Source organism: Candidatus Sulfotelmatobacter sp. (genome assembly GCA_035504415.1).
In the GTDB taxonomy this organism is placed as follows: domain Bacteria; phylum Vulcanimicrobiota; class Vulcanimicrobiia; order Vulcanimicrobiales; family Vulcanimicrobiaceae; genus Vulcanimicrobium.
Genome location: DATJRY010000012.1, coordinates 1 through 24365 on the forward strand (window position 1 = coordinate 1; position 24365 = coordinate 24365).

General features: G+C 70.2%; 23 protein-coding genes and 1 tRNA gene. 12 read left to right on the plus strand and 12 right to left on the minus strand.

Translation table 11 applies throughout. The features are described 5' to 3' along the window. A partial coding sequence (locus VMD91_09680; protein HTW84325.1) for a hypothetical protein occupies window positions 1–219 on the minus strand: 219 nt, incomplete at its 3' end. A gap of 98 nt (window positions 220–317) precedes the next feature. Between VMD91_09680 and VMD91_09685 the strand changes: the two genes are divergently transcribed. Together VMD91_09685 and sigJ are read left to right on the plus strand one after the other, a co-directional pair. Continuing rightward, window positions 318–1586: a hypothetical protein gene (locus VMD91_09685; protein ID HTW84326.1), complete on the plus strand. Its 1269-nt coding sequence runs from the start codon at window positions 318–320 to the stop codon at window positions 1584–1586. Window positions 1587–1665: 79 nt separating this feature from the next. Then, window positions 1666–2586 (plus strand): RNA polymerase sigma factor SigJ, encoded by a 921-nt coding sequence (gene sigJ, locus VMD91_09690; protein ID HTW84327.1) that lies wholly within the window; start codon window positions 1666–1668, stop codon window positions 2584–2586. Here sigJ and VMD91_09695 read toward each other — a convergent pair. The 6 genes from VMD91_09695 to VMD91_09720 form a co-directional block, all read right to left on the minus strand. Next, window positions 2573–4441 carry a hypothetical protein gene (locus tag VMD91_09695; GenBank protein ID HTW84328.1) on the minus strand — a complete coding sequence of 623 codons (1869 nt, stop codon included), beginning with the start codon at window positions 4439–4441 and terminating at the stop codon, window positions 2573–2575. The two genes, sigJ and VMD91_09695, sit on opposite strands and share 14 nt — an antisense overlap. Before the next feature lie 32 nt (window positions 4442–4473). Further along, window positions 4474–5850: a hypothetical protein gene (locus VMD91_09700; protein ID HTW84329.1), complete on the minus strand. Its 1377-nt coding sequence runs from the start codon at window positions 5848–5850 to the stop codon at window positions 4474–4476. 681 nt (window positions 5851–6531) lie between these two features. After that, on the minus strand, window positions 6532–7056 hold the full coding sequence (locus tag VMD91_09705; GenBank protein HTW84330.1) for a YbhB/YbcL family Raf kinase inhibitor-like protein: 525 nt from the start codon (window positions 7054–7056) through the stop codon (window positions 6532–6534). A gap of 27 nt (window positions 7057–7083) precedes the next feature. Continuing rightward, window positions 7084–8265 (minus strand): MFS transporter, encoded by a 1182-nt coding sequence (locus tag VMD91_09710; GenBank protein ID HTW84331.1) that lies wholly within the window; start codon window positions 8263–8265, stop codon window positions 7084–7086. After that, on the minus strand, window positions 8262–9107 hold the full coding sequence (locus tag VMD91_09715) for an SDR family oxidoreductase (protein ID HTW84332.1): 846 nt from the start codon (window positions 9105–9107) through the stop codon (window positions 8262–8264). The genes VMD91_09710 and VMD91_09715 overlap by 4 nt, the downstream gene beginning before the upstream one ends. Then, entirely contained in the window at window positions 9104–9571 is a 468-nt protein-coding gene (locus tag VMD91_09720) for a hypothetical protein (protein ID HTW84333.1), read from the minus strand. Before VMD91_09720 ends, VMD91_09715 begins: the two co-directional genes overlap by 4 nt. Before the next feature lie 165 nt (window positions 9572–9736). Here VMD91_09720 and VMD91_09725 point away from each other — a divergent pair, with 165 nt between their 5' ends. Continuing rightward, window positions 9737–9976, plus strand: coding sequence for a hypothetical protein (locus VMD91_09725; GenBank protein ID HTW84334.1), 240 nt, complete (start codon window positions 9737–9739; stop codon window positions 9974–9976). Between the two features lie 9 nt (window positions 9977–9985). On the opposite strand, the gene VMD91_09730 is transcribed toward VMD91_09725, so the two are convergent. After that, window positions 9986–10945 (minus strand): trypsin-like peptidase domain-containing protein, encoded by a 960-nt coding sequence (locus tag VMD91_09730; protein HTW84335.1) that lies wholly within the window; start codon window positions 10943–10945, stop codon window positions 9986–9988. A 98-nt stretch (window positions 10946–11043) separates the two neighbouring features. Between VMD91_09730 and VMD91_09735 the strand changes: the two genes are divergently transcribed. From VMD91_09735 to VMD91_09765, 7 genes are all read left to right on the plus strand, one after another. After that, window positions 11044–11478 (plus strand): CVNH domain-containing protein, encoded by a 435-nt coding sequence (locus VMD91_09735; protein ID HTW84336.1) that lies wholly within the window; start codon window positions 11044–11046, stop codon window positions 11476–11478. A 63-nt stretch (window positions 11479–11541) separates the two neighbouring features. Beyond that, on the plus strand, window positions 11542–12426 hold the full coding sequence (locus tag VMD91_09740; GenBank protein HTW84337.1) for a DMT family transporter: 885 nt from the start codon (window positions 11542–11544) through the stop codon (window positions 12424–12426). A 39-nt stretch (window positions 12427–12465) separates the two neighbouring features. After that, complete coding sequence (locus tag VMD91_09745) at window positions 12466–14118, plus strand: SpoIIE family protein phosphatase (protein ID HTW84338.1); 1653 nt, start codon at window positions 12466–12468, stop codon at window positions 14116–14118. Window positions 14119–14126: 8 nt separating this feature from the next. After that, complete coding sequence (locus VMD91_09750; protein ID HTW84339.1) at window positions 14127–14897, plus strand: nuclear transport factor 2 family protein; 771 nt, start codon at window positions 14127–14129, stop codon at window positions 14895–14897. Window positions 14898–14948: 51 nt separating this feature from the next. Then, a tRNA-Leu gene (locus tag VMD91_09755) sits at window positions 14949–15035 on the plus strand. Between the two features lie 75 nt (window positions 15036–15110). After that, a complete protein-coding gene (locus tag VMD91_09760) occupies window positions 15111–15998 on the plus strand; it encodes a site-specific DNA-methyltransferase (GenBank protein HTW84340.1) in 888 nt (295 codons plus the stop codon). Continuing rightward, entirely contained in the window at window positions 15995–16348 is a 354-nt protein-coding gene (locus VMD91_09765) for a hypothetical protein (protein ID HTW84341.1), read from the plus strand. Before VMD91_09760 ends, VMD91_09765 begins: the two co-directional genes overlap by 4 nt. Window positions 16349–16372: 24 nt before the next feature. Here the strand turns inward: VMD91_09765 and VMD91_09770 are convergent, their stop codons facing one another. From VMD91_09770 to VMD91_09780, 3 genes are all read right to left on the minus strand, one after another. After that, the gene (locus tag VMD91_09770) at window positions 16373–17005 is read right to left on the minus strand and encodes a GNAT family protein (GenBank protein HTW84342.1); all 633 of its coding nucleotides are present in this window, start codon (window positions 17003–17005) and stop codon (window positions 16373–16375) included. Between the two features lie 98 nt (window positions 17006–17103). Beyond that, window positions 17104–17508 (minus strand): hypothetical protein, encoded by a 405-nt coding sequence (locus tag VMD91_09775; GenBank protein HTW84343.1) that lies wholly within the window; start codon window positions 17506–17508, stop codon window positions 17104–17106. A 96-nt stretch (window positions 17509–17604) separates the two neighbouring features. Next, window positions 17605–18384: a hypothetical protein gene (locus VMD91_09780; GenBank protein HTW84344.1), complete on the minus strand. Its 780-nt coding sequence runs from the start codon at window positions 18382–18384 to the stop codon at window positions 17605–17607. A 62-nt stretch (window positions 18385–18446) separates the two neighbouring features. Here VMD91_09780 and VMD91_09785 point away from each other — a divergent pair, with 62 nt between their 5' ends. After that, a complete protein-coding gene (locus VMD91_09785) occupies window positions 18447–19199 on the plus strand; it encodes a hypothetical protein (protein HTW84345.1) in 753 nt (250 codons plus the stop codon). On the opposite strand, the gene VMD91_09790 is transcribed toward VMD91_09785, so the two are convergent. Beyond that, window positions 19196–20071: a LysR substrate-binding domain-containing protein gene (locus VMD91_09790; protein HTW84346.1), complete on the minus strand. Its 876-nt coding sequence runs from the start codon at window positions 20069–20071 to the stop codon at window positions 19196–19198. The genes VMD91_09785 and VMD91_09790 overlap by 4 nt on opposite strands. A gap of 241 nt (window positions 20072–20312) precedes the next feature. Here VMD91_09790 and VMD91_09795 point away from each other — a divergent pair, with 241 nt between their 5' ends. Further along, window positions 20313–24365 carry a multifunctional oxoglutarate decarboxylase/oxoglutarate dehydrogenase thiamine pyrophosphate-binding subunit/dihydrolipoyllysine-residue succinyltransferase subunit gene (locus VMD91_09795; GenBank protein HTW84347.1) on the plus strand — a complete coding sequence of 1351 codons (4053 nt, stop codon included), beginning with the start codon at window positions 20313–20315 and terminating at the stop codon, window positions 24363–24365.

Consider the following 24365-nt stretch of genomic DNA (forward strand, 5'->3'; position numbering starts at 1 on the left):
GGCGGCCATCCCGGTGCCGTGCGTCGCGTAATCCAGCCCGGCCTGGAAGCCGTCCATGTACTGCTGGCCGTAGCTGCCCAAGAACCCGGTCTTCGAGTAGATCACGCCCACGGTCACGTCGCTCCCGGCGGCCTTCGCCGGCGCGAGGCCGGCGCTCGATCCGAGCGCGAGGACGAGCGCGAGTGCAGCGATGCGCGCAAGAGCGAAGCGTCTAGCCATTGACTTCCTCCACGAAAACGAATGCAGTGCGCGCTACGCCGCGGCCGAACGAATCCCCCTCCGGGAGCGGCGATGCAACGAAACGAATCTTCACCGGGATGGAGCGCACGCTCGTCCTCACCGAGGTCGACGATCTACGATCGGCCGCGATGCCGTCGTACGCGCCGGCGCGTTCGCTGCCGCCCGGCACGAGCGGCGCGTTCGGACCGGGCGTCCCGATCGGATCGCCGGCCTACGCGGCCGCCGACGCGCGTGCGATCACGCCCGCATCGGTACCGTCGCCGCCTGAGCCGATCGCCGGCTGGCGCGCGAGCGGCTCGTTCGGCGCCGACGAACGCTTCAGCGTGCGCGTCCCGCGTCGCTGGAACGGCCGCCTCGTGGTCGCGGGGACGCCCGCGCAGCGCTCGGAGTTCGCCTGCGACCGGCTCTTCGCCGATCCGTTGCTGGCGCGCGGCTACGCGTACGCCGCCGGCAACAAAGGCGTCGGCGACGGCGTCGTGCTGCTCGCTCCCGGCGCGACCTTCGCGCTCGACGGCGTCACGCTGCCGCGCTTCCCGCTGCCCGGCGGCGCCGCGCTGAGCCTGTGGCAGCACGCGCCCGGCAAGACGATGGAGCGCTGGGCCGCGGAGCTGCTGGCGGTGACCGACGTCGCGCACGAGATCGTCGCGCAGGTACATCGCACTACACCCGAATGGGTGTATGCGGTCGGACTTTCCAACGGCGGCTACGAGGTACGGCGCGCGATCGAGTCGAGCGATCGCTTCGCGGGCGCGCTGACCTGGAACGCCGTCCTGTGGACGCCCGAGCACAACGTCTTGCGGCAGTTGCCGCCCGCGATCGCGGCGATGGAAGCGGGCACACCGGAACGACTGGTCGGGCTCGGCTTTCCGCCCGACGTCGCCGGCCTGCGCGGCGGCTCGCTGTACGCGAAGAACCTGGTCGCCTACTGGTACCTCACCGCGTGGCTGCACGCGGTGCACCTCGACCCGCAGACGTCGATCGCGTACGGCGACGTCGTAACGCCCGAACCGGCCGACGCGTGGGCGACGCGCATCGGCGACTGGCGGCTCGACCGCGACCCGCGCATCGCCGCGCGGATCGCCGGCTTCGCCAACACCGGCGCGATCCGGTGCAAGCTGATCGACTTGGCCTCCGAGCTCGACCACCTGATCCCGCCGGCCGAGCACTTCGCGCCGTACGCCGCGCTGGTGCGTGGCGCGGGCCGCGCCGAGCGCTACCGGGGCCGTCTGCTGCCCGACGCGCAGCACGTCGACGCGTGGTCGGAGGATCCCGACTATCCACGCCTGCGGCCCGGCTGGCCGCAGGTGATGGAGGCGTTCGACGAGCTGGTGCGCTGGGTCGAATGAGTCCCGGCGCGTCACGTTTCGACCCGCCGCGGCGTCGATAGAGAACGAGGCCGCCGCCGGGCGGCCGAGGGAGGAGCACATGAGCGCCGACGCCGCGTCCCGCTTCGAGCCGCACCGGACCTCGTTGCTGCGGCACGCGTACCGCATGCTCGGCGAGCGCGCCGAAGCCGAGGACGCCGTGCAGGAGAGCTATCTGCGGTGGGACGACGCGCTGCGGCGGGCACCCGTGCACGACGACCGCGCGTTCTTGCGCGCGACGGTGACCCGTTTGTGCATCAACCGCCTGCGCTCGGCACGCGCGCGGCGCGAAGTGTACGTCGGACCGTGGCTGCCCGAGCCGGTGCTCGACGATCCGGCGGCCGATCCCGCGACGGCGGCGACGATCGCCGACGATGTCTCGTTCGCCCTGCTGCTGGCGCTGGAACGCCTCTCGCCGCTCGAGCGTGCGGCGTTCTTGCTGCACGACGCGCTCGACGTGCCGTTCGCCGAGATCGCCACCATCCTCGAGCGCAGTGAGCCCGCGGTGCGCCAACTGGCGGCGCGCGGCCGCGAGCACGTGCGCTCGAGCCGGCCGCGTGCGATCGTCCCGCGCGAAGAAGCGGTGCGCGTGCGCGACGCCTTCGTCGCCGCGCTGCGCGCCGGCGACCTCGGTGGCATTCAGGCGCTGCTCACGCAGGACGTCCGCCTGATCTCCGACGGCGGCGGCAAGGCCAGCGCGGCCCGCAACGTGCTGACCGGTCAGGACCGCGTCGGCCGTTTCTTGCAGGGTGTCGCACGCAAGTTTCCCCCGACGCTGCTCGGGCGACGAGCCACGATCAACGGCCTGCTCGGCTTCGTGGCCGTCGAGCACGACGGCACCGTCACCCAGACGCTGGCGCTCGAGCTGGACGGCACGCGCATCGCCGCGATCTACACGACCCGCAATCCCGACAAGCTCCACGGTGTGGAGCGCGCGCTCGACCGGGGCGCAGACGTCGGAACGTCGACTACGGGAAGGTAGCCACCGACGTCACCACGTTGCCGAGGTTGGTCGAGTCGTCGTACGGCTGATACGGGATCGTCCAATTTGAGACGTCGACTTCGCTCGCTTCGTAGTGCGGATTCGGGGAGTAGACGCCGGGATACGACGCTTCGGTCGCGACGACGACGTTGCCGTTCCAGTCCACCGCGTCGGTCGAAGCCACCGCCGTGTTTTGAGCGGAGCCCGGCGGAACGAGTGACGCACCCGTGGTCACGGTCTCGCCGGCCGTCAGCGGTATCGTCAGCGCGTCGAGCGCGCCGTTCGTGCCGGTGCCGAAGTAGAGTGCGCCGGCGTACGCGATGCCGCCGAACGGCGTCACGGGTACGCTGACCGTCGTCGAGCTCGTCCCGCCGGCCGGGATCTCGGTCACCGTGTCGTAGTCGGGGTTAGTCATGAAGAGATCGCCGGCGGCATCGGTCGTCAGCGCGTCGCTGTTCCCGCCGGTCGTCGACGCGATGCTCGCGATCGGGGGTTGTCCGGGCGAGAGGAGCCACAAGCCGCCGGCGCCGGACCCGATCGCGTAGACGGTCCCGTTCGGCGCGACGGCGAGGGCACCGTTCATGAAGCTGCTCGGGTCGAGCGGCGAGAAGGTCGGCGAGGCGGTGTAGCTTCCGAGCGCGAGGGTCGTGGTGGGCGTCGACGCACCGGTCAGCGGGCTCGCGAACTCGTAGATGCTGCTGCCGGCGGCGACGTACAGCGTTCCCTGCCGGCACGCGAGGCCGGCGATGTTTCCCGTTCCGGGAACAGTCAAAGACGAGGTGCTGGTGTAGGGCGGCGCCGCAAACGTCAGCTGCTGCGAAGGGCCGGCCGCGACCAAGGTCCCGTCGGCGCAGAACGTGACGAAGTCCGGCTGCTGCGAGAGTTGCATCGCGGCAAGACGGACCGGTGCCGAGCCGCCGTCTTGGAACACGTCGACGACGTTGCCCGTCTCGTACCCGACCGCGATCAGTGTCGCGGCGACGGCGTTCACGGTGAGGCTCCCGCTGCAGGTCGCGCCGGAGGGACCACACGAGGTACCCGCGGCGGTCGCGAGTTGCGTGCTCGCGCTCACCGTCATCGCTCCGGTCGTGGAGGCCGTGACCGTGGCGAGGTTCGGCTGCGCCGTGGTCGGTTGTGAGACGGTGCCGTTGGTGGTGGAAACGGAAAACGACGGGGCGCCCGGCCCGACGATTACGTTGCCGTCCGCGTCGAGCGCCGTGAGCACGAAGCGCGTCGCGCCGAAGACGAATTGCTCGCCCTGCGCGCTCGTCCGAACGCTGCTCTGTCCGGGCGCGAGCGCGACGGAGATCGTCGCGGGCAAGCCGATCAGCGTGAGGGACACCGTGTTGGCCGAACCGACGGTGAGCGTCTGCTGGACGATCGTCTGCGAGAGCGCGTGCCCGGCGCACGCCGTCGCGCTCCCCGGCACGCAGTTCGCCGTTTGCGGCTGGTCGTACGCCCCGACCGCGAAGGTGTAGGGTCCGCTCGACGAGAGCTCGAGCGAGAGCGAGTCCGTGCACACCAACGGTGCGGCGACGCCGGACTGCGTGCAGTAGCCGTAGGGCGAGGTCCCGAGGTTGACGTAGCCTTGACCGCCGGAGACGACGGTGCCGCTGCTATTCGTCACCGTGTAGACGATCGAGGCGGTCTCGGCCGAGATGTACTTCGGCGCGCGACGGTTTGCCGCCGCCGTGGCCGGCGCCGGCGCGTCCAGCGTGACCACGACGCGTGTCGCTTGCAGCGGCGCGGTTGGCGTCGGGAGAACGTTCGTCGATCCGCCGCCGTCGCAAGCACTCAGCAGCGCCACCAGCGCGCACGCCGCCCGAGCCGCCCAGCGCCGGCGGGAGCCGAACATCGTCATCACAATCCTTTGCCTGCGCGCGCCGATCACGGGAACGTTGCCACCGAGGTGATGACGTTCGTGCTGCCGCCGATCGGATAGTACGAGTTGTCGAACGCGAACGGTGACGGCCGCACCGGATACACTTGATACGTGCCGTCGATGTAGCTCCCGGGACCGACGTAGTACGGGACGAATAGGTCGCCGTAGATGTCGGCGGCCATCGGTCCCCCTGCCTGCGCCGTCTGGCCTTCCGGGTAGTTCGGTACGGCGCCGCCGGCGAGCGTGTCGCTCGCCAGCGGCGTCGTCCACTGGTAGAGCACGCCGGTCGAGTTCGCCAGGTAGAACTCACCGTTGATCGCCAGCCCGCCGGCCGGGTCGAACGGCGACCCGAGATTCGCTTCGACGATCGGAGACGCGTTGGACGCCGGCGGCTGGACTTCGGCCACCTCGCCGTCCTCGCCGTCGGTGATGAAGAGATCGGAAGCCGCGTCCACGCTCAGCGCGGTGGAGCTGTAGTACGTGCCTCCCGGCACGAAAACCGCCGCGTGCGTCGCCAGCGAGAGCACCGCCTGATGGGCTGTCGACGTGTTGAAGGTCGTGACGAAGATCGTGCTGTTCGGTGCGACGGCGAGCGCACCGTTCACGAAGCCGTTCGTGTCGAATCCCCCGCCGTAGGGGATCGCGTCGATCCCGCTGCCCAGCGAAATCGTCGTCGCCGTCGGGTTCGAGGCGGGCACGAGCGGGCCCGCGTACGTGTAGATCGTGCTCGCGTCCGCGACGTAGACGGTGCTCTTCGCGTCGCAGGCAACCCCGGCGATGTCGCCGCTGCCGCCCAGCCCGCCGCTGCTCGGAAAGGTCATCGTCGCGGTCGACGTGTAGGGGGGCGACGAGACGGTGAGCTCGCCGGTGCCCGCGGCCAGCAGCTGTCCGTTGGGGCACAGTGCGATGAAGTACGGCGGTTGCGCGGTCGGAACGGTTGCGATCACAGACCCAAAACCATCGCCGTTGTCCTCGACGAGTTGGACGGTATTGCTCGTCTCGAAGCCGATCGCGACCAGCGGCACGGTGAACGCGTTGAAGCTCGCCGAGGCCGTGCAGACGACGCCGCCGCTGCCGCAGGTCGCGCCGCTCCCGCTCGGGAGCGAAGCCGTCGCGTTGACGGTCAGCGTGCCGGCCGCCGACGGAGTGATCGTGACCTTGTTCGGCTGCGCATTGGTCGGTTGTGCCGCGATCGTGCCGTTCGTCGCCGCGATGGTGAAGGTCGGTGCGCCGGGACCGACGATCGGATTCTGGTCGGCGTCGAGCGCGTCGACCAGGAACGCCGTCGCACCGGAGATGAACTGCGCGCCGCTCCCATTGGTGTAGAGGGAGGTCTGGCCCGGATAGGTCGTGATGAGTATCGACGCCGGCAGCGCGCTCATCGTGAGCGAGATCGTGTTCGTCGCACCGAGCGTGATCGTTTCCGGTACGAGCGTCTGCGAGCACGTCGCCGGCGCAGGCCGGCGTCCCGCTGGGCGTGCAGTTCTGCGTCTGCGCTTGGTCGTACGCCGCGACGTCGAACGTGTAGGTCCCGCCGGCGGAGATTTCCAGCGTCAGGGTGTCGGTGCAAACCAGCGGCGCGCCGACGCCGGCTTGCGAGCAGTACGTCGAGGGAGAGGTGATGTTGGCGTACCCCTGGCCGCCGCTCACCACGTTGCCGCCGGCATCGGTGACCGTATAGACGATGGACGCGGTCGACGGCGAGATGAAGCGCGGCCTGCGTCGGGCCGACGACGCCGCGGGAGCCGGCGTGTCGAGCTTCACGATCACCGTCGTGCTGCGATGACCGCCGCTCGGCGCACGTCCCGCCGGCGGAGTGGCGCCCCCGCCGCCTCCGCAGCCCGCGAGGAGCACGAGCAAAACACAGATCGCCGACTGACGCAGCAGCGGCGACGTGCGCGTGAGAGAAAACAGCATCGCGCGTCCCCGGGATCGAGAAGAACCGCACCGCGATCGGCGGGCCGATCTCGGGTGCGGCCGACCGGCTTTTTCGCCTCCTGACCCAACCCCTCCCACGACTGACAGTGGGTACGGGTTTTGCTAGGCCGCGCTCGCTCGGAGCGCTATCGCTCGTCCGTCCCGGTCAGCTCGCCGAGCGCGACGACGTGCCCAGCGATCGCGTCGAGCAGCCGGCCGCGCGTCGGCGGCTGGTCGAACCGGGGGACGAAGTCGACGGCCAGCAGCGTGAAGACGTAGCGGTGTGCGCCGTGGCCGGGGATCGGCGAGGGCCAGATGTACGCGCGGCGCTGCACGCCGTTGAAGCCCATCGTCGTGCGCGTCGACTCCAGCGCGCCGCTCGCGAGCTCGCACGTGCTCGGTTCGATGTCATACGCAACCGCGTGCACGAACGGACGCGGGAACGGAACGTCGACGTCCTCGACCACCAGCGCGAGCGTCTGCGTCTCGGGCGGGGCGCCGCTCCACGCCAAGTGCGGCGACGCATGCGAGCGCGGCATCGGCCCACCGTCGGCGAACGCGTCGCTGCGCAAGGCGATCGTGCGCGCGACCTCGCTGAAACGCGGGTCCTCGGCGACGCGAAACTCCGCGCCGGCGCGCCAGCGTCGGATCGCTCGTCCGAACAGCACCATCACCGCGCGGTTCGCCCGCGCGAGGACTCATTCCGCTGGCGCCGGCGCGGGTACGTGCAGGCCCCGTGCTTGGGCGATGCCGATGACCAGCGCGGTCGCGACGAGCGCGACGACGATCACGTCGGCCGGGACGACGCCGAACGCACCCAGCACGCCGGTGGTGAGCGGCGGCATGAGGAAGCCCGCCAGGCTGTCGAGGCCGGAGACGACGCCCAGCACGGTACCGCGCCGATCGTCGGGTGCGACCTCGGACGCGAGTGCCGGGAAGGCCGCGTTCACCAAGCTCATCCCGATGCCGAACAGCACCAGCACGACGATCGCGACGCCGACGTGGCTCGCCAAGGGCACCAGCGCGAAGGCCGCGATCAAGAGCGCGAAACCACGATTCGTCGCGGCGCGATTGCCGCTGCGCTCGACGCTGCGCCCGACCGCGAAGACTTGCAGCACGACCTGGAACAGCGCGAAGCAGGTGAACACCCACGCCAGATCGCTGGCACCCCAGCCGAGCTGACGGTTGAGGATCAGCGCCATCATCCCGAACCAGCCGTACAGCCCCAAGACGAAGACCAGTCGCAACCAGAGCACCGGCGCGACACGCCGGTCGCCGAACGACTCCGCGATCGCATGCGGCGTCGCCGCGTTCTTCGCTTCATCGGTCGCACCGCTGCGCGACTCCGGCAGCAGCACGATCGTCAGCAGGAGGGTCAGCGCCTGCAAGCCGGCGGCGACGAAGAACGGCGTCGAGAAGCCGTACGCGGCGTTGAGCCAGCCCGCCAGCGCGGGGCCGAACACGAAGCCCATGCTGAACGAGGCGCCCAGCCATGCGAACGCGCGTCCGCGCTGCTCGGGCGGGACGAGGTCGCTCACGTACGCTTGCGTGACGCCCAAGTTGCCGCCGCTGAGTCCTTCGACCGCGCGCGCGGCGATCACCCAGCCGATCGTCGGCGCGAACCCGAGCATCGTCCACCCGATGGTGGCGCCGATCTGCGAGACGATCAGCACCGCTTTGCGGCCGACGCGATCGCTGAGGTTTCCCCACAGGGGGCCGGCGATCAGCTGCGCCAGCAAGTACGTCGCGGCGACGATGCCGACCACGACGTCGGCGGCGCCGAAGTGCTTGACGAAGAACGGCAGCAGCGGGAGCAGCATGCTGAACCCGAAGATGTCGATGAACGTGATACCGAGGATCGGCAGCAGCCGAAGGATCACGAGCCGAGTCGTCGCATCGCCGCGCGCAGCAGTCGATCGCGCGGGCGGTCGGGGACGAACCGGCGCAGCAGCACGCGCAGCTTCGCGTCGTTCCCGACCAAGTAGCGCGTGCGCGGCCGGCGCGCGGTCAGCGCGCGGGCGACGACGTCCGCGACCCGTTCGGCCGGGATCCCGCGTGCGTCCATCGCGTGCGAGACCTTGAGCATCATGGCGACGTCGGCGGCATAACGCGCTTGCGTGAGCGGATCGAAGCCCGCCGCCATCGCCTCGCCGGCGCGCGCGCCGCGTTCCCAGATCGGCGTCTTCACCGCGCCCGGCTCGACCAGGATCACGTCGACGCCGCTGGGCAGCAGCTCGGCGCGCAGCGCGTCCGAGAGCGCTTCGAGCGCGTGCTTCGAGGCCGCATAGGGGCCGACGAACGGCAACGCGATGCGGCCGCCGACCGACGAGATCATCACGATGCGTCCCAGCGTGCGCCGCAGCATCGGCAACATCGCTTGCGCGAGCGCGATCGGCGCGACGGCGTTGACCTCGAGCTGACGACGCAGGTCGTCGACGGGCAGTGCCTCGAGCGGGCCGCCGACCGCGATGCCGGCGTTGTTCACCAGGCCGTAGAGGCCGCCGTCGGCGGCGATCCGTTCGGCCGCCGCGGCGATGTGCTCCGCGTTGGTGACCTCGAGCGTGAGCGGCGTGCAGCGTTCGCCGAGCGCGGCCAGGGCGTCGGCGGACGCCTCGTCGCGGACGCCCGCCCAGACCCGAAAGCCCTGCGCCAGCAGGGTGCGTACCGTCGCCGCGCCGATCCCGGTGGATGCGCCGGTGACGAGAACCGGCGCGCGCGTCATCGCGGCAGCGCGACGGCGAGCCAGAAGACGACGGTGCTCAGCAGGCCGGTGCCGCAGACGGCGGCCGCGCGCGCCCGCGCGGGTCGGGGACGCGGCGGCCGGCTCGTGCGCACGCGCGGCGCCAACAGCAGATAGCGCCCGCGCGTGCCGACCAGGACGCCGGCGGGGACGAGCCGGGGAGTGAAATCGGTCAGCGCGACGTCGCGCGGCAGGTTCAGGTCCGCGTTCTCGCGGACGAAATCGCACAGGCGCCGCGCTGCGCCGCTGTTGCGGTCCGCGACGACGACGAGCAGATCGCGGATCGCGAGCACGACGAACGACCAGCGGCGATCACGTTCCGGGGCCGGCGCGCGCAGTGCCGCGCGCAGGCGCCGCGCGACCTCGAGGACGGCCGCCCGCCGGCCGGGGGCGCAGCGACGCACGTCGGCCAGGAATCGTTCGTAAAAGAGCACCTCGTCGGTCACGCTCGTCCGCCTGCCTTCTCTCCCCACGGCTCCTTCCACAGACCGTGTCGAACGTCCGATGGTGACACCCGGCGCGAGGAATTTTTCGCGTTCGCAGGCGGCCTGGTATGCCAGCGCGGTTCGCGTCGAGGAACCGCCACGCTTGGAGCAGGAGAACCCCCTCGCATGGACGATGCCCGACGGCTGGCCAACGCGCTCAACGCCCTGGCCAAGAACCCGCAGTTCTCGTATACCAAGGCGCGCGCGGCGGCGCGCAACGAGCCGGCCGTGGACTGGAGCGCCACCAAGGCGCGCAACGCCGACTTCAACCCCGAGGTCGACGGCAGCGAGTCGTTCGTGATGAAGGACGGCAGCGTGTGCGCCTGGATGCCGGGACAGTTCCGGTACGCGGCGCAGCCCCGCTGAGTCCCGCGACTACGTGCGGGGGCGCGCCTCGGCGGGGATGATCGTGCGCGTCACGCGCTCGTTACGGCGCAGCAGCGTGACCTTCGTCGGCGCGTCGACGTGCCGGTCGGTCAGCAGTTTGTGGAGCCCGTCGACGCTGGTGATCTCCTCGTCGCCGAGCGCGATCAGCACGTCGCCCTCCTCGACGCCAGCCCGCGCGGCCGGGCTGTGGTCCTCCACGCCGTGCACGAGCACGCCGTGCGTCTGGGTGAGCTCGTGCAAGCGCTGCAGGTGGCGCGGAACCTCGACGTCGGCACCCGCGACGCCGACGTAGGCGCGCGTGATCTTCCCGTCGCGGATCAGCAGACCGGCCAGTCGCGTCGCGGTGTTCGAGGCGATCGCGAAGCAGATGCCTTGGCCGCCGGAGACGATCGCGGTGTTGATGCCGATGACGCGGCCGCGCGCGTCGACCAGCGGGCCACCGCTGTTGCCGGGGTTGAGCGCGGCATCGGTCTGGATGACGTTGTCGATCAAACGGCCCGACTGCGAGCGCAGCGAGCGGCCGAGGGCGGAGACGACGCCGGCCGTCACCGCGCATTGCAAACCGAACGGGTTGCCGAGCGCGATCGCCAGCTGGCCGACCCGCAGCTGCGCGGAGTCGGCGATCTCGACCGGGACCAGATCGGGCGCGGCGATGCGGACGACCGCTAGGTCGCTATCGGGGTCGTCGCCGATCAGCATCGCGCGGTAGCGCCGGCCGTCGAGCAACGCGACCTCGATCTCGCGCGCGCCGTGGACGACGTGCGAGTTGGTGAACACGAAGCCGTCGGTGGTGACGACGAAGCCGGAACCGCTGCCGGAGCGGCGGCCGTTGGTGCGGACCTCGATCGAGACGACCGCGGGTGCGACCTTGTCGACGACCGCGGTCACGGTCGTGGAGTAGCCGTCGACCGGCTCGTCGACGGCGTTGAGCGGGAGAACCTGGGGCATGGTGCGTGCCTAAGACCGGAGGCGGCGCCAGGCCGGTTTCAGGCCAGGTATGACGGAACCGCGGGCTGGGCAAGAGAGCTCTCGGAAAGGTGGTGGACATGAAAAGCATTCTTACCGGCGCCCTTGCGGCGTTGACGCTCATCGCGGCGTCGTTCGGTCCCGCCGTCGCGCAGCCGTATCCGCCCGGCTCGTACCAAGCCTCGTGCACGGGGATCCACGTCCGCAACGGCCTGCTGGTGGCGCACTGTACGGCCGCCAACGGCGCCGTCGTGCGCAGCACCATCCCGCTCGGACGCTGCGGCGGCGGACCCGTCGCCAACAACAACGGCCGGCTGGTCTGCGGCGGCGGCGCGGTGGGCTACGTCCCGCCGGGCTCGTATCAGCAGAGCTGCCAGAACGCGCACATGGAGAACGGCTTGCTGGTCGCGATGTGCAACCGCGCCGGCGGGGGCCTACGGCGCTCGCAGATCGACCCGCGGCGCTGCCGCGGCGCGAACATCGTCAACAGCAACGGACGTCTAGTCTGCGGCTGATCGTCCGACGCCGCTGAGACCGGAGTCGGCGCCAGTCCGGTGCCGGCGGCGTACCATACGCGGGTGAGCCGACCGCTCGGCACCCTCGCGGCGCTGTTCTACATCTTCCTCTGGGCGTCGGCGTACGTGCCGAGCAAGGTCGGCGTCCTGGGCTCCTCGCCGCTGTGGTTCTTGGTCGTGCGCTTCGCGACGGCCGGTTCGCTCGCGGTCCTGCTGGCGCTGGCGCTGCGCGCGCCGTTCCCGCGGACCCGACGCGCCTGGCTGACGGTGGTCGTCTTGGGGGTGCTCGGCAACGCGATCTACCTGGGCTGCACGTACGAAGCGCTGCGCCACCTGGCTTCAGGCCTCGGCGCGATCGTCGCTTCGACGAACCCGCTCGTACTGGCGCTGGTCGCGCCGTGGGCGCTGCGCGAGCCGCTCTCGGTCGGGAAAGTCGCGGGACTGGTGCTCGGATTCGGCGGCGTGCTGGCCATCGTGCTGGTGCGGGCCGGCAGCGGGACGGCCGAGCCGCGCGACGTCGCGCTGGCGTTCGTCGGCGTGCTGGCCAGCGTCGCGGCGACGATCGTCTACAAGCGCTGGACGACCGCGCTCGACCTGCGCGCCGTCACCGGTCTACAGCTGCTGGCGGCCGGCGTCGTCGTCCTACCGCTGGCGGTGCTGACCGAGGGCGCGCCGCATGCGCACTGGTCCTGGCAGCTGATCGTCTCGTTCGTCTACGTCGTGCTGGTGATGTCGATCGGCGCCTCGCTGCTGTGGTTCTGGCTGCTCACCCACGGCGAGGCGTCGCGTGTAAGCGCCTACTACTTCTTGACCCCGGTCTTCGGCCTGGCGCTCTCGGCGCTGCTGCTGCACGAACCGGTCTACTGGCGCGACCTGATCGGCCTGCTGGCCGTGGCTGCCGGCATCACCCTGGTGCAGCGCTCGGTTCCCGGGGCGACCCGGTCGTAAGAGGCGCCGAATCTGGGTACGATTTCGAACAACGTGACCGTGGCCTCCGGGCTCGCCACTGATGCCATCCAGCGCCGCCTGGCGATGCTGGTGCGCGCCGGGGAGCTCTTTCATCGCTCCCTCGATCTCGACGAGACGCTCTCCAACGTGGCGCATACCGCGGTCGAGTCGTTCGCGGAACTGTGCCTGTTCGATCTGATCGACGAGAAGACGGGCCGCCTCTACGTCAGCGTCGGCGCCCACCGCGACCCCGAGATCGAGTCCTCGCTCAAGGCGATGGTGACGCCTCTCTTGCAGTCGGAGACGCGCGGCGTTCATCCGGCGCGCTACGTCGCGAGCACCGGCGACTCGTTCTTCGTCCCCGTCTTCGACGAGCGCACGTTGCTCGAGCACGCCTCGTCCGATCCGCACGAAGCCTTCATGCGGCTGATGGGCTATCGTTCGAAGATCGTCGTGCCGGTCGTCGCCGAAGAAGCGATCTTCGGTGCGCTCACGTTCGTACGCACCGACTGCACCGATCCGTTCGAAGTGGGCGACCTGGAAGCGGCGCAGGAGTTGGGGCGCCGTGCGGGGCTGGCCGTCGCCAACGCGAAGCGCTATCGCCGCGAGCAGCACGTCGCCGAAACGTTGCAGCGCACGTTCCTCAACGACGAGCTGCCGCAGACGGCACGCTTGCAATTCAATGCGATCTATCAGCCCGCGCACGTCGACAGCGCGCTCGGCGGCGACTGGTACGACGCGTTCGTGAGCGATGGACGCATCGTGCTCACGATCGGCGACGTCACCGGCAAGGGCATCGAGGCGGCGCGCCTGATGGTGCAGCTGCGGCAGTGGATTCGTCTCGCCGCGGTCGTCACGATGGATCCGGCCGGAATGTTACGACTGCTCAACCGCGCGATGATCGGCGAGGGCCGTGACGAGCTGGCGACCGCGTTCGTGGCCGTCGTCGACGAGGCAGGGCGCACGATCCGCTACGCGTCCGCGGGACACCCGCCGCCGATCGTCAAGCCGCACGTCGGCGCGCCGTTCCCACTGCCGGCCGCGAGCTGCGTGCCGCTGGGCATCGCGTCCGACAGCGAATACGTTTCCCTCGAGACTCCGCTCGACGAGGTCGCGCTGCTGGTCGGCTATACGGACGGGCTGACCGAGGTCGACCGCGATCCGATCGCCGGCCAGGACGCCGTCGAGGCGCTGCTCGCCGGCGACGAGGCACTGCACGCCGCGAACCCGGCCCGGTTCGTCAATCGTCTGGTCACCTTGCGGCAAGCGCGCGACGACGTCGCGATCCTCTCGATGGCGGTGGGGCGGACGCGCCGCTGGGCGTTCGACGTCAGCGATTCGGCCGCCGCCTACGCGATCAAGCGTGACTTCGTCGCCGCCATTCGCGAGGAGTACGGGCCGTCGGCGAATCTCGAAGCCTGCGAGCTGATCTTCAGCGAGCTGGTCGGCAACGTGTTGCGCTACGCGCCGGGCCGGCTGAGCCTGGCCCTCTCCGTCGACGAGCGCGGCGTGTGGCTCCACGTGATGGACGACGGTGTCGGCTTCGAGGGTCTCCCCTCGCTGCCGGGCGACATCTGGTCGGAATCCGGCCGTGGGCTGTTCCTGGTCGCGGCGCTGGCGGCCGACGTCACCATCCGCCGCTTGCCGGTATTCGGCACCTACGTGAAGGCGCTGCTGCCGAAGCACGCGTAGGCTCCGGCATGAGCATGTCGGGAGTCGTCTCCGAGGGCGAGCGCGACCCGCGCCGCACGGCGCAGGCGTGGTGCGAGGCCTGGAACCGCCGTGACCTCGATGCGGTGATGAGCCACTACGCCGCCGACGTCGTCTTCACGTCGCCCACCGTCGTCACGCGCTGGGGACACGCGGACGGAACGTTGCGCGGCCGCGACGCGCTGCGCGAGCACTTCGCGCGCGGCATCACCGCGCCGAACCTGCGCTTCACGCTGCAGGACGTGCTGCGCGGCGTGGCCGAGACGACGGTCCTCTACCGGCGCGAAACGGGCGCGCTGGTCGCCGACGCCAACGTGTACGACGTGCACGGCCACATCGTGCGCGCCGTCGCGACCTACGGCGAGCCGGATCCGAGCGCGACGCTCGCCGGCGGCCTCGACCATCTCGTGCTCAACTGCACCGACGTCGAGCGCACGATCGCGTTCTACGTCGACGCGCTGGGCGCGGAGCTGGTGCATTTCGGCGAAGGCCGCCGCGCACTGCGCTTCGGCCCGCAGAAGATCAACCTGCATCAGCTGGGCAACCGATGGTCGCCGTTGGCCGCCGTGCCGACCGCCGGCTCGGCCGACTATTGCCTGGTCGCCGCGGTCGGGCCCGACGAGGTGCGGGCGCGGCTCGAAGCCGCCGGGGTGCCGATCGAGCTCGGCCCGGTCCCGAAGACGGGCGCCCGCGGGCCGATCACCTCGCACTACGTGCGCGATCCCGACGGCAACCTGGTCGAGCTGGGCGCCTACGGCTGACCGCCGGCCGCAGGGCTCCGGCCCGCGGGTACGGAACCGGAGTCGGTCCGCGCCCAGGTGGCGGAATTGGTAGACGCGCTAGTTTCAGGTATTAGTGATCGCGAGGTCGTGGGGGTTCGAGTCCCTTCCTGGGCACCAAGACGATGACGCCGGCAACGCCGGCGTTTTTCTTTTCCGGAAGAGTCGGCCGCGGAGCGGTGGAACAGCGCGACGATGCGGACCGCGCGGACGACGCCGGCGACGTTCAGCGACGAGATCCACTGCGCCGACATCCTCGCGCTGGCGGCGACGCTCCCGCGCGGGCACGTCCAGACCGTCGTCACCAGCCCGCCCTACTTTCGCCTGCGCGACTACGGTACGAACGGGCAGCTCGGTTCCGAGACCAGCCCGGACCGGTACGTCGAGCACCTCGTCGAGGTGTTCCGGCGGTTGCGTCCGGCGCTGCGAGACGATGGGACGTTGTGGTTGAACCTCGGCGACGTCTCGACGGACGCGGGGCTGCTCGGGCTGCCGTGGCGCGTCGCGCTCGCGCTCGTCGCCGATGGCTGGCGGCTGATCTCCGACGTCATCTGGCACAAGCCCAACGCGATGCCTTCGTCGAGCACGCGCCGTCCGACGGTCGACCACGAGTACGTGTTTCTGCTCGGCGCGAGCGCGCAATACTACTACGACGCCGACGCGATCCGCGAGCCGCACAAGACGTTCTCGCCGGAGTCGAAGATGCGCGGCGGCCGCGCGCACTTAGAGCCCGGCGGGCGTACGCCGGCGAACGGCAAGTTCGCCGGCCGGCAAGGACTGCACAGCGGCGCCTGGGACACCGCCTTTCATCCCAAGGGGCGCAACAAGCGCACCGTGTGGAGCGTGCCGCTGAGCAAATTCCGCGGCGCGCATTTCGCGGTCTTCCCCGAAGGTCTGATCACACCGTGCATCCTGGCGACGAGCCGGCCCGGCGACCTCGTGCTCGACCCGTTCCTGGGCTCGGGGACGACGGCGCTGGTCGCCAAACGCCTCGGCCGCCGCTACCTCGGCGTCGAGCTCAACGCCGACTACTGCGCGATGGCCGAACGCCGCCTCGCTGCCGACGCAACGGAACGAGCATGAGTCGAGCGAGCCGTCGCGCCTCGCTCGAGGCGCGCCTTGAAGCTCGGGTCGCGGAATTTCGGAGTGTTTTGCTCCGTGCGCTCAAGGCATGTGCCGGCGGCTCGTACGGCATGTTCGGGCAGAACGACCTCGCGGACAAACGGCTCGGCAACGTCGCCCGCCGGTTGACGTCAGCCGACGCGCGCGAGCTCCTCGCCTTGGCTGATGAGATAACGCAGCTCCGCGAAGAGCTCGGTTTTGCAGACCCGGACCCGCTCGTCGGACGCTACCTCGCGTATCGGGCCATGCGCGGCAGCAATGTCCCCGGCGAGCCGAAACTGGCCGCGCAGTTTCTCGCCGAGCTCTCCTAGTGGCCTACGATCCGCCGAAGTGGCTCATGACGACGAGCCATTTGCGCGGCGCTCGAGACGAGCTTTGAGCGCGGGCCACTCGTCGGCGGTGATCGCGTAGCGGGCGGAGTCGCGCGGGGTGAGGTCGACGGCGAGGCGATGCGCGCGCAGGATCCCCTCGAAGCGACCGCCGATGCGTTCGATCGCCGTCCGTGAGGTCGTGTTGCGCGCGTCGGTATGCAGGCAGACGCGCAGCATGTCCCATTCCTCGAAGGCGAGCGTGAGCATCAGCAGCTTCGCTTCGGTGTTGGCGGCGGTGCGGGTCGCGCTGCGCGCGAGCCAGGTGTAGCCGATCTCGCCGACGTCGGGTGTCGCGCGCGCGGCGCGCGGATGATCGGCCGGCCACGCCCAGCGCTCGAGGTCGAAGAAGCGGGTCGAGCCGATCACGATGCCGTCGGCGAGCCGGACCGTCGCGAACGGCGCGGCGGTCCCGGCTGCGCGCCAGGCCGCGGCGGTTTGGACGTAGCGCTCGGCGTCCGCGCGCGTGTGCGGTGTCGGGCTCCAGCGATAGATCGACGGGTCTTCCGCTCGCGCGGCCAAGAGCCCGTCGACGTGCTGCAGGCCGAGCGGCTCGAGCCGCACGTGGCGGCCGGTCAGAACGAGCGCATCGGCGAGCATGGCGACTCTATGCGCGGGACACGAAGAACGTCCCCGCCGGAGCGAGGACGTTCGTGGGTCGCGTCCCTGTTGTTCTTCCGAAGATGCCGGGGACGAACTTACATGCCGGTGCCGCGCAGGATGACGCGGTTGGCGATGAACGTGCCTTTGCTCCAGTAGCCCATCACGGCGACGCGCATACCGGGAACCAGCGTCGTGCCGTCGGGGCGGATGACGGTGCCGTCCTTGAGGTCTACCATCGTTTCGTGGTCGGTGGGATCGGCGGGCGAGAGCAGGAGGCGATAGGGTTTGCTGTCGGCGACGGTGCCGATCAGCACGTGATGACGATCGTAGTTCCCGGCGTCCCACGTCGTTTGCCAAGTCGTGATCGTGTTGTACTGCGGGTCGAAGGTCGTGTAGGTGGTCGTGTCTTGCGCAGCGGCAAGCGTGCCGCCGGCCGCGAAGAGTGCAACACCGAGAGCAACCGGCCGGGCGGTCTTGAGTACAGTGTGGAGAGTGCTCATGGTGACGCAAATGCTACCCAATTCGGGCAATTGCGCACACCTGACCAGGCACAATTTCTCATCCCGGCGTGTTTCCAGGCGAGCGGTGCGTCGGAGCTACAGCGGGCGACGCGCCGCGTACACGGTGGTCGCCAAACCGACGATGCCGGTGATGACGGCGAGCACCGTCGGGACGTTCTCCGGCGAGATCCACGGCTGCGTGAACGTGATGTGCTGCACCGAGGTCGTCTCTTGGCCCAAGAAATGCCAATCCTCGACCAGCGAACGCACGCCGGCGCGGTCCGAGGTGATGAGGTATTGCCACACGCGAATCGCGTGATAATCGGGGGGAATGTTCACGATGCCGAGCGCGTGCGCGTTGGTGACCGCCAACTTCTCGATGGTCACGCCCGGCGGTGGTCCGCTGGGCGGAATGGGCAGCACCGAAACGTTTTGCCACAGGACCGTCGCGTGCGCGTCTTCTTCCGCGTGCACGACTTGCGCGACGAGCGCACGGACGTCGCGCGGGTTCGCGGTGTCGGGCGCGTGCAGGTGCGAGATCGCGTTGCGGATGTCGCCGTCTTTCGCGGCCAGCGCGATGGTGAGCAGCGCGGAATCGTTGACGCGCAGCGAGCGCGGATGCTGGACGATCAGCTTGAAGCGCAGGTAGTCCTTGCCGTGGGTGAGGACGTAGTCTTTCACCGACACGACCGGACGCCGCACTTCGAGCGTCGGCAGCACCCACGAGAACGCGACCACCAGGCCAACGGCGATGACGATCGTCGCGACCGCGATCAGCGTCAGACGGCGCGATTCGACGCGCAGTGCGTGCCGAAGCGACCAGCCCGGATGGCGCTCGTCACCTTGGCGGCCGACGTCGGCGGGCGTCTCCGTCACCTTGTCGCCATTCGGCGCACGCGGCGGAATGCCCAGCGCCCCGCGCGCGTTTCCTGTGAACGATGTCCTCGTCTGCGTCCGGGCGGCTTGCCGCCTTGCTCGCCGGCGGCGTCGTCGCGTGCGCGGCCCTGTCCGGGTCGCCGCCCGCGCGCGCCATCGGCATGGCTCCCCCCTGTCCCCAAGTCACCGTCACCCTGCTGCGCGACGTCTCGACCGCGACGGCCCGCGCGGGCGATCCGTTCGAGGTCGAGACCGTCGAGCGCGCGTACGGGCCCGGCGGCGTCATCATCCCCGAGGCCTCGCGCGGCGGCGGCGTGGTGGCGATCGCCCAACACGCGGACCGCGGCGGGAAGGGCGGCTATCTCGTCCTCGACGTGCGCTACGTCGAGGGGCCGCACGGCGAGCACATCCCGGCCACGATCGATTGGGACGCCGCCGGCCATGCCACCGCCAGCGGGCTCTCGCGCAACCTCCCGGGCCTGGTGAACCTGATCCCGTTCTCGGGCTACCTGACCAGCCCGTACGGCTACCTGCACCATGGCACCGACGTGACCGTTCCGCGCGCCACCCGCATGCTGGTCGTGCTCGGCGACGGCGACGCCAACGGATCGTGCCGGATGACGCCGCCGCCGCCCGACGGGCCGGCGTTGCCGATCCCGCCCGAGCCGACCGCCGAACCATCGCCCGCGCCGGCCGTCGAGGCGCCCGAGCCGGCGCCGAGCCCGAGCGGCGATTGGACGCAGGAACCGACCTTCGCCCCGACCCCGAACCCGGAGTTGCCCGCACCGGCGCCGAGCCCGGAGCCCTCGCCCTAGACCGGGGCTTCGAGGGTCTCGGCGAAGGCGCGCACTAGCGCCGCGGGACCGTCGCGCCACACCGCCCAGCGTTCCAGGTGCGCGTCCGGGTCCGCGATCGGGCGGTGAACCAGGCCTTCGAGCACGATCGCCGCGGCCGAGGCGGGGACGACCGCGACGCCCAGGCCGGCCGCCGCCAGCGCGACGATCGTCGCGATCTCGCTGGCCTCCTGGACGATGCGGGGGTCGAAGCCGGCCGCGTGACACAGGCGCAGCGTCTCGTCGTAGAGCCCGGCGCCGCGGTCGGCCGGAAACGTGATCAGCCCTTCGTCGCGCAGCTCGGCGACGCGGACCGTTTCGCGCTCCGCCAGACGGTGCTGCGCCGGCATCGCGAGCAGCAGCGCTTCCGTGGCGAGCGGCACGCCGGTGATGCCCGCGTTCCAGACCGGACCGCGCACGATGCCGACGTCGATCTCGCCGGCTTCGAGTGCCTCGAGCTGCGAGCGGGTCCCCAACTCGCGCAGCTGCAGCTTCACTTCGGGATGGCGCGCCGAGAAGCGGCGGATCAGCGGCGGCAGCAGCCCCAGCGCGGCCGAGTCGATGAAGCCCAGCGTGAGCGTCCCGGCCAGCCCCCGGGCGACCAGGCGCACCGCTTCGACCGCGACGTCGGCTTGGGCGAGGACCGCTCGCGCCTGCGGGAAGAAGGCCTCGCCGGCGTCGGTCAGCGTCGCGCCGCGGCTGGTACGCTCGAACAGCACCGCGCCCAACTCGTCTTCGAGCTTGCGGATCTGCTCGCTCAGCGCCGGCTGCGAGACGTGCAGGGCTTCCGCGGCGCGGCTGAAGTTGCGTTGCTGCGCCACCGCCACGAACGAGCGCAGATCGCGCAGCTCCATCACGCGTCGTTCGCCGCATCCGCCGCCGTGTACTGGCACCGGAGGAGGCTCGGGCCCCCCGCGCTCGTTCCAAGCCTCGAAGCGAGCGTGTGGTCGGTTCAGATAGCTCCTATCGGCGGGGCGTATTTCCCATCCGGTCGTGCGGCTCGTATCATAGGGAAGAGGGGTGCAGGCCGACGCTTTGGGCGAGCCCGAAGGATGGCCGGTCCCGCGCGAGATTTTTCGGAGAAGTCCAACCGCAGTGCAAACGCTCGTGAACGTCACCCTGCCCGAGATGGGCGAGTCGGTCAGCGAAGGCTCGATCGTCGAGTGGCGCAAGAAAGTCGGTGACTGGGTCGACGAGGGCGACACCATCGTCGACGTGACGACCGACAAGGTCGACGTCGAGGTTCCCTCGACCGCGAGCGGGGTGATCACCGCGCTGCACGGCGATGAGGGCGCGACCGTCTCGGTCGGCTCGGTGCTGGCCGAGATCGATACGACCGCGGCCAAGCCGGCGGGCGGCGCCGCGACGCCTGGCGCCCCGACCCCGACGCCGGTCGCGAAGCCCAGCGAGCCCGAGCTGGTGACCCCGAGCAGCTACGGCGCCGCCGGTTCGGCGAGCCCGCCGGCCGAGCGCGCCGACGGCAACGGCAAGGCCGGCGGCGTTCTCTCCCACCACGCGCGCCGGCTGGTCGAGCGCCTGCACATCGATCCCGCCAAGCTGCGCGGCAGCGGTCCCGACGGCCTCATCCTGCGCGAGGACGTCGAAGCGGCGGTCGCTTCGGGCACGATCGCGTTCTCCGGCGGTTTGGGCGCGGCGTCGGCCCCGCCCGCGATCCAATACCCGCCGCTGCCGGCCGAGTCGAAGGTCGTCGACCTCAAGGGCTCCGTCGCGACGCTCGCGTCGTACATGGACCAGTCGCTGACCATCCCGGTCGCGACCTCGTTCCGCACGCTGCACGTCGGCACGCTCGAGCAGCGCCGCGCCGAGCTGAATGCCGCGCTCAAGCAGGCCGGCCGCAACGAGAAGATCTCGTTCACGCACATCATCGCGTTCGCGCTGGCGCGCGCCGCGAGCGACCAGCCCGGCATGACCGCGTCGTTCCGCCGCGTCGAGGGCAAGCCGCAGCGTGTCGAAGCCGGCATCCACCTCGGTCTGGCGGTCGACGCGCAGCGTAAGGACGGCTCGCGTTTCCTAGTCGTGCCGGTGCTCAAGAACGCCGCCGCGCTCGACTTCGCGCAGTTCCGCGCCGCCTACGAAGATCTCGTCGCCAAGGCGCGCGACAACAAGCTGTCCGTCGAAGAGCAGACCGGCGCGACGTTCACGTTGACCAATCCCGGCGGAATCGGCACCGTCGCTTCGGTGCCGCGCCTGATGATCGGCCAGGGCTGCATCATCGCGACCGGTGCGATCACCTATCCGCCGGGCTTCGCGCACGCGACGCGCGCGACGCTCGAGCAGCTCGGCGTCGAGAAGATCATGACGATGACCTCGACCTACGACCACCGCGTCATCCAAGGCGCGCAGTCCGGCGAGTTCCTGCGCCGCATCGACGAGCTGTTGGCGGGCGCCGACGGCTTCTACGAGACGCTCTTCGCGCAGCTCGGCGTCGCCGCCGCCGTGCGCGGGACCTCGACCAGCGCCAACGGCACGCCGCCGACGCCCGCGCGCGAAGCGGCGGCGCCGATCGCGGAGCTGCCGGGCGTGCCCTCCGAGGAGATGCTGCGCGCGATCGCAGCCGGGATGGCGATCGTCTCGGCCTACCGCCGGCACGGCCATCTGGGCGCCTCGCTCGATCCGCTGCGCACGACGCCGCCCGAGGATCCGTCGCTCGACCCCGCGTCCTACGGCCTCACGCCCGCGATGATGCGTGCGATCCCGGCCTCGATCTTGCGGGTCAAGGTCCCCGGCAACACGTTGGCCGACGTGCTGCCCAAACTGAAGGAGACGTACAGCTCGACCGTCGCCTACGAGATCGAGCACATCTCGAACACGCAGCAGCGCGAGTGGCTGCGCGAGTACATCGAGACGGGGATGCATCGCCGTCCGCTCACGCCGCAGCGCCGCGTGCAGGTTCTCCAGCGCCTGACCAAGGTCGAGACGATGGAGCGCTACTTCCGCAAGCAGTTCATGTCGCAGAAGACCTTCTCGATCGAAGGGCTCGACGTGATGGTCCCGATGCTCGAAGAGACGATCTCGATGCTGGCCGAGGACGGGACGAAGACGGCCGTCATCGGCATGGCGCACCGCGGCCGCCTCTCGACCATCGCGCACGTGGTCAATCGGCCGTACGAAGAGCTGCTCTCCGAGTTCGAGAACGCGGCGACGCGCGAGGAAGTCCCGGTGCCCGACTCGGTGGCCGACGACGTCACCGGCGACGTCAAGTACCACCACGGCGCGACCGGGATCTACACGACGCCGGTCGGAACGCAGATCACCGTCGAGCTGGCGCACAACCCCTCGCACCTCGAGGCGGTCGACGGCGTCGTCGAAGGGATGACGCGCGCGCTGCAGACCGACCACGCCGAGAACCCGCCCACCCGCGACGTCGAGATCGCCGCGCCGATCCTCATCCACGGCGACGCGGCGTTCGCCGCGCAAGGGATCGTCGCCGAAGTCCTCAACCTGCAGGGCCTGGCCGGCTACTCGACCGGCGGTACAATCCACATCATCTCCAACAACCAGGTCGGCTTCACCACCGATCCGTCCGAAGCGCGCTCGACGCGCTACGCCTCGGACCTGGCCAAGGGCTACGACCTGCCGATCGTGCACGTCAACGCCGACGACGTCGACGCGTGCATCGCGGCCGTTCACCTGGCCATCGACTACCGCCGCAAGTTCGGGCGCGACGTCGTCGTCGACCTGATCGGCTACCGCCGCTTCGGTCACAACGAGCAGGACGAGCCGGCGTACACGCAGCCGCAGATGTACGAGCTGATCAAGTCGCACCCGACCGTGCGCGAGCTCTACGCGTCCGAGCTGGTCGCGCAGGGGATTCTGACCAGCGACCAAGTCAAAGAGCTGCAAGACGCCGCGACGCTGCGCATCACCGACGCGCACAAGAACGTCAAGAGCGGCGCCTTCAAGGAAGAGCACGAGACCGCGCGCCGCGCGCATCGTCCGCAGCCCGCGCCCGCGACCGCGGTCGACAAGGGACGGCTGTTGCGCTGGAGCGACGAGGTCGTCGCCGTGCCGGACGGTTTCGTCCCCAACAAGAAGCTGCAGCAGCAGTTCGCCAAGCGCGCGCAGGCGCTCAAGGAGAACGGCGAAGTCGACTGGGGGACCGCCGAGGCGTTGGCCTTCGCCTCCCTGATCAGCGACGGAACGCCGGTGCGTTTGACCGGTCAGGACACCGAGCGCGGGACGTTCTCGCACCGCCACGCCGTCCTGCACGACGCGCGCACCAACGAGAAGTACGTCCCGCTGCAGCATCTCCCCGACGCCAAGGCGTCGTTCGAGATCCACAACTCGCCGCTCTCGGAATACGCGTGCCTGGGCTTCGAGTACGGCTACGGCGTCGAGACGCCCAACGCGCTGGTGCTGTGGGAAGCGCAGTTCGGCGACTTCAACAACGGCGCGCAGATCATCATCGATCAGTTCATCGCGGCCGGCGCGGCCAAATGGGGTCAGACGACACGCCTGACGCTGCTGCTGCCGCACGGCTACGAAGGCGCGGGCCCCGAGCACTCGAGCGCGCGGCTCGAACGCTTCCTGCAGCTGTCGGCCGAAGGCAACATCCGGGTCGCGAACTGCTCGACCGCCGCGCAGTACTTCCACCTGCTGCGCGCGCAGGCGAAGGCCGAGCAGGCCTATCCGCTGGTCGTCATGACCCCCAAGTCGCTGCTGCGCAACCGCGCCGCGTACGGGACGATCGACGAGCTCGCGAACGGAACGTTCCGCGAAGCGATCGACGATCCGCGCTTCGCCGGCGGCGACAAGTCGAAGGTCGAGCGCGTGCTGCTCTGCAGCGGTCACATCTACTACGACCTGATCGCCAGCCCGCTCTACGCGCAGACGACCAAGACCGCGATCGTCCGGGTCGAGATGCTCTCGCCGTTCCCCGTCGCCGAGGTCGTGCAGCTGATCGCCAGCTACCCGAACGCAAGCGAAGCCGTTTGGGTGCAAGAGGAGCCGAAGAACATGGGCGCGCGCGCGCACGTGCGGCGACGGCTGGTCGAGAAGCTGCCCGGCGGCCTGGTCGACATCGGCTACGTCGGCCGCCCGTACCGTGCCAGCCCCTCGGAGGGGTATCCGGGCGCCCACGCGGTCGAGCAGGAGCGCATCGTGCGCGAGGCGCTGACCGAGCGCTGA